The organism is Mesorhizobium sp. M7D.F.Ca.US.005.01.1.1, assembly GCF_003952545.1.
In the GTDB taxonomy this organism is placed as follows: Bacteria; Pseudomonadota; Alphaproteobacteria; order Rhizobiales; family Rhizobiaceae; genus Mesorhizobium; species Mesorhizobium loti.
On record NZ_CP034453.1, the window covers coordinates 4,912,590 to 4,926,941 of the forward strand.

General features: G+C 65.2%; 14 protein-coding genes, 1 tRNA gene and 2 pseudogenes. 13 read left to right on the forward strand and 4 right to left on the reverse strand.

Features of this window, described 5'->3' with window-relative positions; genetic code table 11:
• The 8 genes and pseudogenes from cbiE to EJ076_RS23860 all read left to right on the forward strand — a co-directional run bounded on the left by cbiE (position 1) and on the right by EJ076_RS23860 (position 6,919).
• Positions 1 to 1,242: a precorrin-6y C5,15-methyltransferase (decarboxylating) subunit CbiE gene (gene cbiE, locus EJ076_RS23820; protein ID WP_126069469.1), complete on the forward strand. Its 1,242-nt coding sequence runs from the start codon at positions 1 to 3 to the stop codon at positions 1,240 to 1,242.
• Positions 1,221 to 1,739 (forward strand): cobalamin biosynthesis protein, encoded by a 519-nt coding sequence (locus EJ076_RS35860; RefSeq protein ID WP_245462869.1) that lies wholly within the window; start codon positions 1,221 to 1,223, stop codon positions 1,737 to 1,739. Before cbiE ends, EJ076_RS35860 begins: the two co-directional genes overlap by 22 nt.
• Positions 1,736 to 2,500 (forward strand): precorrin-4 C(11)-methyltransferase, encoded by a 765-nt coding sequence (gene cobM, locus EJ076_RS23835; protein WP_126069470.1) that lies wholly within the window; start codon positions 1,736 to 1,738, stop codon positions 2,498 to 2,500. The genes EJ076_RS35860 and cobM overlap by 4 nt, the downstream gene beginning before the upstream one ends.
• The gene (gene cobA / locus EJ076_RS23840; protein WP_126069471.1) at positions 2,497 to 3,315 is read left to right on the forward strand and encodes a uroporphyrinogen-III C-methyltransferase; all 819 of its coding nucleotides are present in this window, start codon (positions 2,497 to 2,499) and stop codon (positions 3,313 to 3,315) included. Before cobM ends, cobA begins: the two co-directional genes overlap by 4 nt.
• On the forward strand, positions 3,312 to 4,625 hold the full coding sequence (locus tag EJ076_RS23845; protein ID WP_126069472.1) for a cobyrinate a,c-diamide synthase: 1,314 nt from the start codon (positions 3,312 to 3,314) through the stop codon (positions 4,623 to 4,625). The genes cobA and EJ076_RS23845 overlap by 4 nt, the downstream gene beginning before the upstream one ends.
• Before the next feature lie 3 nt (positions 4,626 to 4,628).
• Positions 4,629 to 5,418: pseudogene (locus EJ076_RS23850) on the forward strand (adenosylcobinamide-GDP ribazoletransferase).
• Positions 5,419 to 5,457: 39 nt separating this feature from the next.
• A pseudogene (gene cobT, locus EJ076_RS23855) lies at positions 5,458 to 6,470 on the forward strand (nicotinate-nucleotide--dimethylbenzimidazole phosphoribosyltransferase).
• A gap of 92 nt (positions 6,471 to 6,562) precedes the next feature.
• Entirely contained in the window at positions 6,563 to 6,919 is a 357-nt protein-coding gene (locus EJ076_RS23860; protein WP_126069473.1) for a hypothetical protein, read from the forward strand.
• 6 nt (positions 6,920 to 6,925) lie between these two features.
• Here EJ076_RS23860 and EJ076_RS23865 read toward each other — a convergent pair.
• Positions 6,926 to 7,001: transfer RNA gene (locus EJ076_RS23865), tRNA-Lys, on the reverse strand.
• 107 nt (positions 7,002 to 7,108) lie between these two features.
• A complete protein-coding gene (locus tag EJ076_RS23870) occupies positions 7,109 to 8,017 on the reverse strand; it encodes a PhzF family phenazine biosynthesis protein (RefSeq protein ID WP_109668023.1) in 909 nt (302 codons plus the stop codon).
• Between the two features lie 102 nt (positions 8,018 to 8,119).
• On the opposite strand from EJ076_RS23870, the gene EJ076_RS23875 reads away from it, so the two are divergent.
• The 4 genes from EJ076_RS23875 (at position 8,120) to EJ076_RS23890 (ending at position 11,716) form a co-directional block, all read left to right on the forward strand.
• Complete coding sequence (locus tag EJ076_RS23875; protein WP_126069474.1) at positions 8,120 to 9,412, forward strand: efflux RND transporter periplasmic adaptor subunit; 1,293 nt, start codon at positions 8,120 to 8,122, stop codon at positions 9,410 to 9,412.
• 4 nt (positions 9,413 to 9,416) lie between these two features.
• Positions 9,417 to 10,127, forward strand: a complete 711-nt coding sequence (locus EJ076_RS23880; RefSeq protein WP_109668027.1) for an ABC transporter ATP-binding protein — start codon at positions 9,417 to 9,419, stop codon at positions 10,125 to 10,127.
• Positions 10,124 to 11,341: an ABC transporter permease gene (locus EJ076_RS23885; RefSeq protein ID WP_109668030.1), complete on the forward strand. Its 1,218-nt coding sequence runs from the start codon at positions 10,124 to 10,126 to the stop codon at positions 11,339 to 11,341. The genes EJ076_RS23880 and EJ076_RS23885 overlap by 4 nt, the downstream gene beginning before the upstream one ends.
• A gap of 132 nt (positions 11,342 to 11,473) precedes the next feature.
• Positions 11,474 to 11,716 (forward strand): hypothetical protein, encoded by a 243-nt coding sequence (locus EJ076_RS23890; RefSeq protein ID WP_126069475.1) that lies wholly within the window; start codon positions 11,474 to 11,476, stop codon positions 11,714 to 11,716.
• On the opposite strand, the gene EJ076_RS23895 is transcribed toward EJ076_RS23890, so the two are convergent.
• Positions 11,713 to 12,429, reverse strand: coding sequence for a hypothetical protein (locus EJ076_RS23895; RefSeq protein WP_126069476.1), 717 nt, complete (start codon positions 12,427 to 12,429; stop codon positions 11,713 to 11,715). The genes EJ076_RS23890 and EJ076_RS23895 overlap by 4 nt on opposite strands.
• Before the next feature lie 5 nt (positions 12,430 to 12,434).
• Entirely contained in the window at positions 12,435 to 13,547 is a 1,113-nt protein-coding gene (locus tag EJ076_RS23900) for an endonuclease/exonuclease/phosphatase family protein (RefSeq protein WP_126069477.1), read from the reverse strand.
• Positions 13,548 to 13,736: 189 nt separating this feature from the next.
• Between EJ076_RS23900 and EJ076_RS23905 the strand changes: the two genes are divergently transcribed.
• Complete coding sequence (locus EJ076_RS23905) at positions 13,737 to 14,303, forward strand: BA14K family protein (RefSeq protein ID WP_126069478.1); 567 nt, start codon at positions 13,737 to 13,739, stop codon at positions 14,301 to 14,303.
• Positions 14,304 to 14,352 lie beyond the last annotated feature (49 nt).

Consider the following 14,352-nt stretch of genomic DNA (forward strand, 5'->3'; position numbering starts at 1 on the left):
ATGCCTGCTAAGGGTCCGCGCAGCGCCAAGCTCAACCCAAAATGGCTTACGGTGGTCGGCATCGGCGAGGACGGTTTAGCGGGTCTCGGCGACGAGGCCAAGCAGCTGATTGCCCAAGCGGAAGTCATCTTGGGCGGCAAGCGGCACCTCGCCCTTGTCGCTTCCTTCGCCAAGGGCGAGCCGCACCCATGGCCGGTTCCTTTCGATGCCGAGATGCGCGACGTGCTGGCGCTCGCCGGCAGGCGCGTCTGCGTGCTCGCTTCCGGCGATCCGTTCTTCCACGGCGTCGGCGCTACCCTCGCCCGCAAGGTCAAGCCACAGGAGATGCATGTCATTCCCGCGCCGTCAGCCGTCTCGCTGGCGGCCGCCCGGCTCGGCTGGGCACTGCAGGACACCGAAACCGTTTCGCTGCATGGCCGGCCGCTCGACCTGATACGGCCGCTGCTGCAGCCAGGCGCGCGCATTTTGGCACTGACGTCGGATAGCGATGCGCCGGCGGCGATCGCTCGCCTGCTCACCGAACTCGACTTCGGCGCCTCGCGGCTGACGATCCTGGAGGCGTTGGGCGGGCCAAACGAGAACCTGCGCTCGGCGCGCGCGGACGCCTTCGATCTCGAAAACATCAATCCGCTCAACGTTCTGGCGATCGAAGTTGAATCCGGTCCGGATGCGCGCGTCCTGCCGCTCACGGTTGGCCTTGCCGATCATCTGTTCGACCATGACGGCCAGATCACCAAACGCGAAATCCGCGCGATCACCCTGTCGGCGCTGGCGCCGAGACGCGGCGAATTGCTGTGGGATATCGGCGCCGGCTCCGGTTCCATCGGCATAGAATGGATGCTGGCCCACCCTTCCATGCGCACTATTGCCATCGAGGCCGATCCGATCCGCGCCGCCCGCATTGGCCGCAACGCCGCCGCCTGCGGCGTTCCCGGCCTTGTCGTGGTGGAGGGCAGCGCCCCCAAGGGGCTGGCCAGGCTGGACACGCCTGACGCGATCTTCATTGGCGGCGGTGGCAGCGATGCCGGCGTCTTGAACGCTGCCGTCAAGGCCCTGCGCCCGGGCGGCCGTCTGGTCGCCAACGCGGTGACGCTGGAGATGGAAACCTTGCTTCTTGCCCGCCATGTCTCGCTTGGCGGCGATCTCACCCGGATAAACATCTCCCGCGCGTCGCCGGTCGGCGCGATGCAGGCCTGGCGGCCGGCCATGCCGGTCACCCAATGGAGCTGGGTGAAGCCATGATGGTCGCGGGTATCGGCAGCCGAAAAGGCGTGAGTGTCGAGGATGTGCTTGCGGCGATCGAAACCGCGCTCGAAGCCCATGGGCTGGCGATGTCGGCGCTTTCGGCACTGGCGACGACTGAATTTAAACGCAATGAAGGCGCCATTTTCGCCGCTGGTCGTCAACTCAACCTCCCTGTCATAGTGGTGGACGTGGCCGAATCCGAACTGGCGCTCCCCCTCACCCAGCCTCCGCTTCGCTCGGCTGACCTCTCCCCGAGGGGAGAGGAGGTTACCAGCGTCGCCGCCAGTCTCTTCTCCCCAGCGGGGAGAAGGTGGCCCGAAGGGCCGGATGAGGGGGCCGCTTCGCTCAGCCTCTCGCAAGATGTCGCCGGCACACCATCGGTTTCCGAAGCATCCGCCCTTGCCGTCGCCGGCAAAGGCGCCAGATTGCTCGGCCCCCGCACGGTGCTCGGCCCGGTCACTTGCGCCATCGCCATCAGCGGAGACGCGCCATGACCGTCCATTTCATCGGCGCCGGTCCAGGTGCCGCCGACCTCATCACGCTGCGCGGCGCAAGGCTGCTGGCAAGCTGCCCGGTCTGCCTGCACGCCGGTTCGATCGTCGCGCCCGAACTCTTGGAGCACTGCGCGCCGGGGACAAAGCTGATCGACACCGCACCGATGTCGCTCGACGAGATCGAGGCCGAGTATGTCGCGACGCACAAGGCCGGCCATGATGTCGCCCGCCTGCATTCCGGAGACCTGTCGGTGTGGAGCGCTGTTGCCGAGCAGATCCGCCGGCTGGAAAAGCACGGCATTCCCTACACGCTGACGCCGGGCGTCCCCTCCTTCGCCGCTGCCGCCGCCGCACTTCGCCGCGAGCTGACCATTCCCGAAGTCGCGCAAAGCCTGGTGCTGACCCGGATCTCCGGACGTGCGTCAAAGATGCCGCCGGGCGAAACGCTGGCCGGCTTCGGCCGCACCGGCGCCACGCTGGCCATTCATCTGGCCATCCACGCCATCGACCGTGTCGTCGCCGAGCTGACGCCGCATTATGGCGGCGATTGCCCGGTGGCGATCGTCTTCCGCGCCTCCTGGCCGGACGAGCGTGTGCTGACCGGTACGCTGGCGACCATCGAAGCGCTGCTGGCCGCCGATCCGATGGAGCGCACGGCGATCATCTTCGTCGGCCGCTCGCTGGCGGCGGAAGATTTTGGCGAGAGTTCATTGTACGACGCCCACTACCAGCGGCGTTTTCGCGGACGGGACGGATTGTGAGCGGCAGCACCAAAAATACCGGCGAAAACGCCACGCTCGAACAGGCTTTGTCCCGGCTGAACTTCAAGCCGCGCCAACTGGAACCGGGCCATGTCTGGCTGGCCGGCGCCGGCCCCGGCGATCCCGGCTGCCTGACGCTCGAAGTGCTGGCGGCTTTGGCCGAAGCGGATGCTTTGGTCTATGACGCGCTGGTCTCTTCAGATGTCGTCGCCGTTGCCGAAAATGCCGAGCTATTCTTTGCCGGCAAGCGCGGCGGAAAACCATCGATGAAACAGGACGACATCACCGCCCTTTTGGTGCGGCTGGCGCGCGACGGCCGCCGCGTCGTCAGGCTGAAGGGCGGCGATCCCTATATTTTCGGCCGTGGCGGCGAAGAAGCTCTGGCGCTCGCGCGGCAAGGTATCCCCTTCCGCGTCCTGCCCGGCCTGACCTCCGGCCTCAGCGCGCTGGCCGCGACCGGCATCCCGGCCACCATGCGCGGCATCAACAAGGCGGTGATCCTGGCGACAGGCCACGCAGCCGGCACCGATGACGATCTCGACTGGGCAACAATCGCCCGTACCGGCCAGCCTGTCGTCGTCTATATGGGCATGGCGAACCTGCCCTTGATCGCCGCGGCACTGCTCGACGGCGGGTTGGCGCCGTCAACACCGGCGGCAGTGATCGTCGCTGCGACGACGCCGCAGGAACGAACCGTCGTCGCCACGCTCGCCACCATTGCCGAGGAAGCGGCCACCGCCGGTCTTGCCTCGCCGGCGCTGATCGTCGTCGGCGGCATCGTTGCCATGCGCGCGGCGCTGGTGGGGGAAGCATGACGGCCCGGGCCATCATCATCGGCGCGCCGCGCTCCGGCTCCGGCAAGACCAGCGTCACCATCGGCATCCTGCGCGCGCTGACCCGGCGCGGGCTGAAAGTACGCGGCGCCAAATCCGGCCCCGACTATATCGACCCCGGCTTCCACACCGCCGCCACGGGCCTGTCCGGCGTCAACCTCGACAGCTGGGCGATGCCGCCATCCCTCCTCAACGCGCTGGCAGCGCAAGCCGCCGGTGACACCGATTTCGTCATCCTCGAAAGCGCCATGGGCCTGTTCGACGGCATTCCGGCCTCGCCAGGCCGCACCGGTTCGGCGGCCGACCTGGCGCGGCTCTATGGCTTGCCGGTGCTGCTGGTTCTCGACGTCTCCGGCCAGTCGACCACCGCAGCCGCCGTCGCCAAGGGTTTTGCCACCTACGATCCTGATGTGCGCATGGCGGGTGTCGTGCTCAACCGGTTGGGCAGCGAACGCCACCGCAAGCTGTGCAGCGAGGCCATCGAGGCGATCGGACTGCCGGTCGTCGGCGCCATTCTGCGCGACCCGACCCTGAACCTGCCCGAGCGCCATCTCGGCCTCGTCCAGGCCGGCGAATATGATGACCTGATGGCGCATCTCGACCGGCTCGCCGACATGGCGGAAAGGTCGCTCGACCTCGATGCGATCATGGCGCTGGCGACACCCCTCACCCCGGCGTCTGGCGGCTTTGCTGACGCGCTAGCGCCGCCCGGTCAGCGCATCGCGCTGGCCGAGGATGCCGCCTTCACCTTCCTCTACCCGCATGTCGCCGCCTACTGGCGCAAGGCCGGTGCCGAAATCATTCCGTTCTCGCCGCTCGCCGACGAGGCACCCGACGCGGATTGCGATGCCTGCTGGGTGCCCGGCGGTTATCCCGAGCTTCACGCCGGCCGGCTCGCTGCAGCGGAGACTTTCAAAGCCGGAATGGCAAGATTTGCGGCGAAGAAGCCCATCCATGGCGAGTGCGGTGGTTTCATGGTGCTGGGCGAAGCTCTGGAGGATGCGTCAGGCGAAACGCATGCGATGCTCGGCCTGCTCGGCCATTCCACCAGCTTCGCCAAGCGCAAGATGAACCTCGGCTATCGCGAGGCGCGACTGCGTGCCGATTGCCCGCTGGGCTCAGCTGGCGCACTGATCCGTGGCCACGAATTCCACTATGCGCAGATGACCTCTACCGGCAATGACGAGCCGCTGGCCGAACTTGCCGATGGTCAGGGCAATCCGATCGGCGCCTCGGGCTACCGGCGCGGCCATGTCAGCGGCACCTTCTTCCATGCGATTGCGAGGGGCTAGAGCATGAAGTTCAAGAACCTGGCCCTTTCACCACGGCAGGTCGTCGACGACATCGCGCTCTGCCTGGTCTTCTTCACCCGTCTGCCGCTGCCTGGGTTCGACTTTCGCGGCCGCAGCCTTGCCGCCGCGATCTGGGCCGCCCCTGTCGCCGGCCTCGTCGTCGGTCTGATCGGCGCCATCGTCTTTGCCACGGCGGAACGGTTTGGCCTTGCCATGGGGCCGGCGGCCGCCCTTGCGCTTGTGGCAACCCTGCTCACCACCGGCTGTCTGCATGAGGACGGGCTATCCGACGTCGCCGACGGCTTTGGCGGCGGCAAATCGCGCGGCCGCAAACTTGAGATCATGCGCGACAGCCGCATCGGCGCTTATGGCGCCGCGGCGCTGGCTCTGTCGCTGCTGATCCGCTGGAGCGCGCTGTCGGAGTTCGTCGAGCCTACACAGGCGCTGTTCGCCCTCCTGGCCGCACACGCGGCCTCGCGCGGCCTGCTTGGCGCCTTCATGCATCTCTTACCCCCAGCGCGGATCGACGGCCTCTCGGCCGATGCCGGCACTGTCTCGGTCGAAACGGCAACAGCTAGCGCCGTGCTCGGCGCGATTCCACTCCTCTTGCTCGGGCTCGGCGGCGCCGTTTTCGCGCTCATCCTGCTTGGCCTGCTGTTTGCCGTATTCCGCGCCCTTTGCCTCAACCAGATCGGCGGCCAGACCGGCGACACGATCGGCGCACTGCAGCAGGCCGACTGCCGCGGCAAGCGAAATCGCGGTGCTGCTCGTCGCTTCCGTAGCCCTTTCCTGATTCCCTTTGGCCTGATTCCCTTTCGGAGACTTTACCCCCATGCCCTTCAAATCACTCGAAGAAAGAACTGCGCGCGCCTGCCTCGAACTGCCGCCGGCAGCGATACCGCTGCAAACGCGGTCGCACGCCGCCAGGACACGCTGACCAAGCCGCAAGGCAGCCTTGGCCGGCTGGAGACCATCGCCGCCTGGCTGGCGCGCTGGCAGGGCCGCGACTTGCCGAAACTCGACCGCGTCAAGGTTTTCGTCTTCGCCGGCAACCACGGCGTCACCGCGCAAGGCGTCTCGGCCTATCCCTCGGAAGTGACTGTGCAGATGGTGGCAAATTTCGCCGGCGGCGGTGCCGCCATCAACCAGCTTGCCCGCATGGCGGGTGCCGAACTCGACGTTATCCCGCTTGATCTCGACCATCCGACCGGCGATTTCACGCAAGTACCGGCAATGGACGAAGAGGCGTTTCTCGCGGCTGTCTCAGCCGGCTACGACGCGGTGACAAAAGATCTCGACCTGATCTGCTTCGGTGAAATGGGCATCGGCAACACGACGCCGGCGGCTGCCATCTCAGCAGCCCTGTTCGGCGGCGGTGCGGAAAAATGGACCGGGCGCGGCACCGGCGTCGATGACGCCGGCTTGAAGCGTAAGGTCGTCGCCATCGAAGCCGGCCTGAAGCGTCACGCGGCCACGCTCGCCGACCCGCTTGCTATCGCTGCCGCGCTCGGCGGCCGCGAACTCGCCGCCATCTTCGGCGCCACGCTGGCTGCCCGCCATCTCGGCATACCCGTGCTGCTCGACGGCTTTGTCTGCACCGCCGCCGCGGCACCGCTGGCAAAGCTGCACCCGACCGGCCTCGCCCACACAATCGCCGCTCACGTTTCGGCCGAATCAGGCCATCGCGGGCTGCTCGAAGCGCTCGGCCTGCCGCCGCTGCTCGATCTCGGCATGCGGCTCGGCGAAGGCTCCGGCGCCTGCCTCGCCGTCAACATCGTCCGCTCGGCGCTGGAGTGCCATGCCCGCATGGCAAGCTTTGCGGAAGCGGGGGTGTCGGAGAAGTAGTTATCCATTCCCCGTATCGGCCGACAAAGACGCCGTTGTCACGACAAAGGAAGCATCTTCCGGCAGCGGCGATTCTCAGATAGATTTTGCGGATGAAAAAACTTCATCCCGTCGCAGCTGCAGTGTCTATCGCCGTGGCGGTTGCTGTTGTGCTCCGTCACAGCAGCTATTCAAGTCATGCCCAATCGATACGGCATTTCGTTGTCTTCCTGGTCTTCTTGCATCGCGTCCGGAAAAGACGATGCGCTAGCGATGCTCACGGGGAAAAGAGCATTCGCCGGCATCTGGCCGGCATTCTTTCCGATTCGGCCGGCTTCTTAGCCGCATTTTTCAACGTGGCTGAATCGCCAAGAGATCCAGATAGCGCGGTCAATGAATCACGGTCAGACAGCCTGCCCGAGGCGCGTCAAACGCGTCTCGCTTTCAGGGTCTTTCCACCAAGTCTTTGAAGAATTTGGTGGGTGCGCACAGGATTGAACTGTGGACCCGCTGATTAAGAGTCAGCTGCTCTACCAACTGAGCTACGCACCCACTCGGCCGGCAAAAACCGGCGTTGGCGGGCATATAGCCGCCACCATCGGTCCTGTCCAGCCCTGCCGGAATCATTTCCCGACAAATCGCTTAAGTGCCGCAGATGGTCAGACGAACAGCTTGCCCTCCGCCACCTTGATCGCATTGCCGCCAATGCGCGCCGAGGCCAGTTTTCCGCCTTGCACGGTCAGTTCGAGGCGGATGCGCGAAGGCCGGCCCATCTCCAGCCCCTGCTCAATCCACAGCTGCGAAATGCCGTCGGTCGGCGCGTCGAAATGCATGATGGCGCCGGCAAAGGCAGCAGCGGCCGAGCCGGTCGCCGGATCCTCATAGGAAGGCGTGCCAGGCACGATCATGCGGACATGGAAGGCGCTTTCGTGGTTCACCGTCTCGCGGCAATAGACATAGGGACTGGCGAAGGCCCACTCGCTCTTGCGCGGCGCCAGTTCCGACCACGCCTGGTTGTCCAGCCGGACCCGGCCCGCCGCCTCGAGATTGGCAACCGGGATGGTCACATAAGGAACGCCGGCCGACCAGAACGCGACGCGGTGATTCTCGAAGCCGATCTCGTGCGGCGTCAACCCAAGGGCCGCACCGATCGCCTCCGGATCGGCCTCGAGCTTTAGCGGCTCCGGCAGCTTCGCCAGGTCGAACTCGGCAAAGGTGTTGCCGTCGTGCTTGCTGACGGCGCAACGCACCGGGCCGATATTCTCCTCCAGCACGAAGATGCCGGCGCCGCCCTCTTCCGCCAGTTCGGCCAGCGCAATCGCGGCGCCAACCGTCGGATGGCCGGCGAACGGCATTTCATAGTCGGGCGTGAAGATGCGGATGCGGTTTCGATGCTTTGGATTGTCCGGCGGCAACACGAAAACCGATTCGGACAGGTTGAATTCGCGCGCGATGGCCTGCATCGCGGCCGCGTCCAATCCCTTGCTGTCCAGCACGATGGCCAAGGGGTTGCCGGCCAGTCGCTCGGTCGTAAACACATCGTAGAGCAAGTAATTCCGGGTTTTCATTCCCTGCCTCAATCCCAACATGGGCGAAATTTAATTTGATATTTGAACCAGTAAGCCTGATCTGTGCACAGATAGGGACATTGCGCATCATAGGGGTCCAGCGTGGACCAGATTGTCAATCTGCCAAAGACGGAATCGGATTCCGCCATCGAGACGGCGCTTGGGCTCGACAGGCAAGGTCGGCGCAAGTCGCGCCGGCGCGGCTGGCTCTACGCGCTGCTGGCGCTGATCGTGCTCGCCGCCGGGCTTGGCGCCTATCAGTGGTATGCCGGCTCGCCGGCCAGGATTGATTATACCACCGTGCCTGCCGCCAAGGCCGACCTCACCGTCGCGGTCTCGGCAACCGGCACGCTGCAGCCCCTCACCCAGGTCGATATTTCCAGCCAGCTCTCAGGCATCGTCCGTTCGGTTTCGGTCGAGGAGAACCAGCAGGTCAAGAAGGGCGACGTGCTGGCGGCGCTCGACACCACCAAGCTGCAGGTCCAGATCGAACGAGCGGAGGCCTCCGCCAAGGGCGCGGCCGCCAATGTCGAGGACGCCACGGTAACGCTGACCGAAAACGAAAAGGCGCTTGTCCGCGCGGCGGCACTGACCAAGCGCGGCATGGCGACCGACCAGTCGCTCGAGGCCGCGACCGCGACGCGCGACCGTTCCAAGGCGGCGCTCGACAGCGCTCAGGCCAATCTCGCCATCGCCAATGCCGATCTGAAATCGCAGCAGACCGACCTTGCCAACAGCACCATCTATGCGCCGATCGACGGCATCGTGCTGACGCGCTCTGTCGATCCCGGCCAGACGGTCGCCTCTTCCCTGCAGGCACCGGTGCTGTTCATCATCGCCGCCGATCTCAGAAACATGGAACTGGTGGCAGCGGTCGACGAGGCCGACATCGGCGCGGTCAAATCCGGCCAGCATGCCCGCTTCACGGTGGATGCCTTCCCCGAGCGGCCGTTCGATGCCGAGATCCGCGACATCTCCTATGCCTCGGTCACCACCGACGGCGTCGTCACCTACAATGCGCGGCTTGAGGTCGACAACAACGAGCTGTTGCTGCGGCCCGGCATGACCGCCACCGTTTCGGTCGTCACCAAACAGGCCAAGGGCGTGCTCACCGTGCCGGCCACCGCCTTCCGCTATCGCCCGGCGCAGCAGGCCGCACGCGGCTGGAGCCTGAGCGACCTGTTCACCGGCCGCATGGGCCGCCCCGGCGGCAACCGCCAGCGCCAGGCCGCGACGGTGCCCACCGATGGCTCGCGCACCCTCTATGTGCTGGAGAACGGCCGTCCGCACCCGGTCAGCGTCAAGATCGGCTCAACCGACGGCGAACTGACCGAGATCCTTTCGGGCGTGGAAGAAGGCGCACAAATCATCACCGCGTCGCAGCAGCGGAGCTGATACCGTGGCTGCGGGCGCGACCCTCATCACCTTCGACAAGGTCTGGAAGAGCTATGGCCAGGGCGAGGCCAAGGTGCATGCGCTGGCCGGCGTCGACCTTGCCATCCGGCGTGGTGAATTCGTCGCCATCATGGGTCCGTCCGGCTCCGGCAAGTCGACGGCGATGAACATCATCGGCTGCCTCGACACGCCGACGGCCGGAACCTATTCCTTCATGGGCATCGACGCCGGCCGTCTCGACCGCAACCGCCGCGCCATGCTGCGCAACCTCTATGTCGGCTTCGTGTTCCAAGGCTACAATCTGCTGGCCCGCACCACGGCGGCCGAAAACGTCGAACTGCCGCTGATCTATCGCGGCGTGGCCAGCCGCGAGCGCCGCGACCTTGCCATGCAGGCATTGGCGGAGGTCGGCCTTGTCGGCCGCGAGCACCACACGCCGGCCGAACTGTCCGGCGGCCAGCAGCAGCGCGTGGCCATCGCACGCGCCATCGTCACCCGCCCGACGCTGCTCGTTGCCGACGAGCCGACCGGCAATCTCGACACCGCACGCACGCACGAGATCATGGAATTGCTGACCCGGCTGAACACCGAGCTTGGCCTGACCATCGCCATGGTCACGCATGAGGCCGACGTCGCCGACTATGCCGAACGCACCATCCGCTTCCTCGACGGCCACGTCGCCTCGGACACCATGAAGCTGGAGATGGCACAATGATCTGGGAAACCGTTCGCCTCTCACTCCGCTCGATCCGCCGCAACGTGCTGCGCTCGTTCCTGACCTTGCTCGGCATCGTCATCGGTGTTGCCGCCGTCATCGCCATGCTCACCATCGGCTCCGGCACCACTGAAAAGGTCAAGGCCGACATCTCCAAGCTTGGCAGCAATCTGCTGGTCGTCCGCTCCGGCCGTCCGGCCGGCCCCGGCGCTCCGGGCGGGCTCGACCAGGTGGTGCGTCCGCTGGCCGAAAAGGACCTGGCAGCACTCGTTGCGCACCTGACCGGCGCGCGCGCCATTTCGCCGGCCTCGCAAAAGCAGGTCCGCGTCATCTTCGGCACCGAGAGCCTGACCTCGGGCGTCACCGGCACCGACAGCGCCTATCTCGATGCGCGCGACTGGAAGCTGGTGTCGGGCCGCCCGTTCAGCGATTCCGAGACCCGCTCAGGCACCGGCGTGTGCCTGATCGGCGAGACGGTGCGCCAGCAGTTCTTCGGCGCCGGCGACCCTGAGGGCGAGATCATCCGCGTCAACCGAACCTCCTGCAAGATCATCGGCCTGCTCGAGCCCAAGGGCTATACCGGCTTCGGCCAGGACCAGGACAATGTCGTCCTGATGCCTCTGCACGCCTATCAGCGCCGCATCGCCGGCAACCGCGACATCGACAACATCTACATCGCCGCCGACGACCGCACGCCGACCAGCGAACTGCAGCCGCGCGTCGAGGACATTTTGCGTGACGCGCGCCGCATCACGCCCGAGCGCGAGAGCGATTTCGCCATCCGCGACATGACCCAGATCGCCGACGCCATGGCCAGCGCCACCACCACCATGACCGGCATGCTGGGCGCGGTCGCCGGCGTCAGCCTGCTGGTCGGCGGCATCGGCATCATGAACATCATGCTGGTGTCGGTCACCGAGCGCACCCGCGAGATCGGCATCAGGCTCGCCATCGGCGCGCATGAAAAGCACATCCTCATCCAGTTCCTGGTCGAGGCGACGGTGCTGTCGCTGCTCGGCGGCATCATCGGCATCCTGATCGGCCTGGCGCTGGCCGGCCTCGCCTCGGTGACGCTGACCATCCCGTTTGCGCCAAGCCCGGCGGTCATCCTGCTCGCCGTCGGCTTTTCGGCGCTGATCGGCATGGTGTTCGGCTTCTTCCCGGCGCTGCGCGGCGCCAGGCTCGACCCGATCGACGCGCTCAGGCACGAATAGGGCAAGCCGGCCGGAACGCGGCCAGCGCTCCGAACGATTTCGCACAGTCTTCGACGTTTCCACCTTGTCTCGCCACTGTCGGCGCACCGTTGGCGATGCTAGGGGAGTTCACCTTGGGTGGAGGAATAGCCAATGAGCAAGAAGGCGCGACTGATCCTGGCGATGGTCATCATCGAGGCCTTCCTTGCAGGCATCTGGTGGTATCTCGCCCGCTACGGCCTCGCCAATCCCGATCGCGTCACATCGGATTTTCAGGCAGTCGTCGGCCAGACGATGGGAATGGCGATGGGCGGCTTGCTGGGCATCGGCTTTATCCTGTTCCTCGTCGCCGCTCGCAATGATCGCAAGGCAGCACAGGACAACACGCGCAGTTAATCGACGCCCGAAAAATGCCACTCGATCAGCGGCTTCATGTGCGGTGACAGCCCGACCGGCAGGTCGGCGGCATGGCGGATGATCACCGGCCCTTCGATCTCCGGCTCTGTCTCGGTGGCGACGAAGGCTGAGATGCGTCGTGCGACCTCGTCGGCGGGCGCTGTTTCGTGATAGCGGCGGAAGATCACCGTGCCGCTGTTGGTCGACAGGGCGTGCCAGCGCTTGCCGCGTTCAGCACCTGACAGGTCGAGGCCGGTTTCCTCGCGCACCTCACGGATCATGTTGAAATCGACATCGACCTGCCCATCGCGAAAATCAACCGGCTCGAACGAGCCGGCGGCGAAATAGACGCGGCCGGCATTGACTGTCTGCAGGCCCATACGGATCGCCACCAGTGCATTGTCGCCAGCCACCAGCACTGCATGCGCATAGGCGTGCTCGGCGCCCGAATTCTCGCGCCGTTTTCGCCATAGCATGAAAGTCGAATAGGTGACCGCATGACAGCGGCCAACGAGACGGTTGTCGCGGTAGGCGAGTTGCGACAGCAGCACCACTGTGCCGTCGAATAGCGCCGGATTGGCCGCGATCTCGCGCTGCCAGTTCTCGGCGATCGCCTCTGCATTATCCAAGGCGAAGGGGTGCGGGTCGGGATCGAGCCGGACGTCGACGGCGTCGACCGGCAGGATGACATTGCGCGGCAGGTCGAAACTCATGTCGCTCAGGTCATATCCAGGGTGATGGCCACCGGGCAATGGTCCGACGCCTTCGGGCGGTCCCAGCCGGCTCGCGGAAAGCGCTCCACTTCCTGCCCCGGCGGAAAAATGGTGCGCCAGGGCTGGCCGTTGCGGATGATGTCGGGAACGGCCGTCGCGTTGCTGGCGGCAAGCCCCTTCGACAGCAAAATGTAGTCGAGCTGGCACAGATGCCGCTCTTCCGGTCCGCGCGTGTGGTACAAACTCCAGCGGTTCATCTCGGGGCGCCGCTCGACGACATTTTCGCAGAAGCCGCCTTCTGTCAGCACATTGATACAGGACACGGCCTCGTCGACCACCTCGAAGCGATAGCCGTCGATTGCGTCGCCGGCGATCTTCACGCGCTGGCGGTAATCATTCATGTCGCCGCAGATCGCCCACCGCTTGTCGGCGGCATGGTCCTTGCCAAAACGCTCCTCGATGATCCGTCGCACGGCTTGCGCCTCCGCGATGCGCACCGGCATCGTCGCCTCGCGCCCGTCGAGCCCGTTGCGCGGCGAGCCCATCGACTTGAAATGCACGAGGTAAAGCGTCAGCGGCACGCCGCCCACGGTGACGTCGACTTCCAGGCAATCGCGCCGAAAGATGCGTTCATTGGCCTGGTTGCCGAGTGCCGCAAGCTCCGGCGTGTGCAGTCCAAACTGTTCATAGGTGACATAGGCGTGGCTGGTCATGCGCACGAATTCGATCGGCTGGCCCTGCGCGGTTTCGTTGCGCATCATCACGGCAACGTCGATGCCGCGCGAATCATTGCCCGATGTGGTGTATTTCTGCCGGTAGCCCTGCCCCACCATCTTGAACAAATAGCCATATTCGAAGGCCTTCAGCGCCTCGATATTGTCGACCTCCTGCATACAGATGATGTCGGCGCGTGTGGCCGCGATCGCCAGCGCCGTCAGCTGGCGCGTGTCGTCGGACTGGGCAATGGCGCGGGCCTGCTCCAGCATCTTGTATTCGGCTTCGCTCTGGATATCGAACAGCGCCAGCGTGCGATCCTCGTTGAGCTGGTTGCGATAGCCGGAATAATCGAACCTGTTCATCAGGTTCTCGACATTGAAGGTGGCAAGGCGCAGCGACATGCCATGACATTTGCCCGCAAGTGCTGGAGAAAACAAGCTCGCAGGACCACCAGCGGAGATCGATTGGCCCTCGGGGCTTTCGCGCCATGGTTGACGGAACCTTTCCGTTCATCCGCCGTTCAGATGCAAACATCCATTGTTGCCCCATTCCTCGGGTGGGCGTGGGGCCTGTAACTCTTGGAGAGTGCAATGAATTCGCTCTTTTCTTCCACGGTCAAATCTGGGTTGATAGCCTTGGGTATCCTCTCTGGCGTCACGGCACCATCCGCCGCCGGACCGATCCTGCAGCCTAACATGTCGATCCCCACCAGTACGGCGGCGCCGACGGTCACGCCAGTGCGCGATAGCTGGGCGGGCGGCAATGACCGGCAGTTCAACAACGATTGGAGATGGCGCCGGTCGGGCAACTGGAACGGAGGCCGCAGACACTGGAACGGTGGAGGCAACTGGAACGGCGGCGGCAACTGGGATCGCGGAGACAATTGGCGTTGGCGCCGTCATCACTATCGCGGCGGCCGTTACCACGATGATGGAGCGGCCGCACTCCTGGGCCTTGGGCTAGGGCTTGGCATCGGCAGCATGTACAACAACTACAACTACTACGATGCACCGCCGCCGCGCCGCTACTACCGTGCCGGCCGGCTTTCGAGCGCCCATGTCCAATGGTGCTACAGCCGCTACCGGTCCTACCGGGCCTACGACAACACGTTCCAGCCCTACAACGGCCCGCGCCAGCAGTGCTACTCGCCCTATTGATGAGCTAGCCTGTAGCCAGAAATGAAAAACGGCGCCATATGGCGCCGTT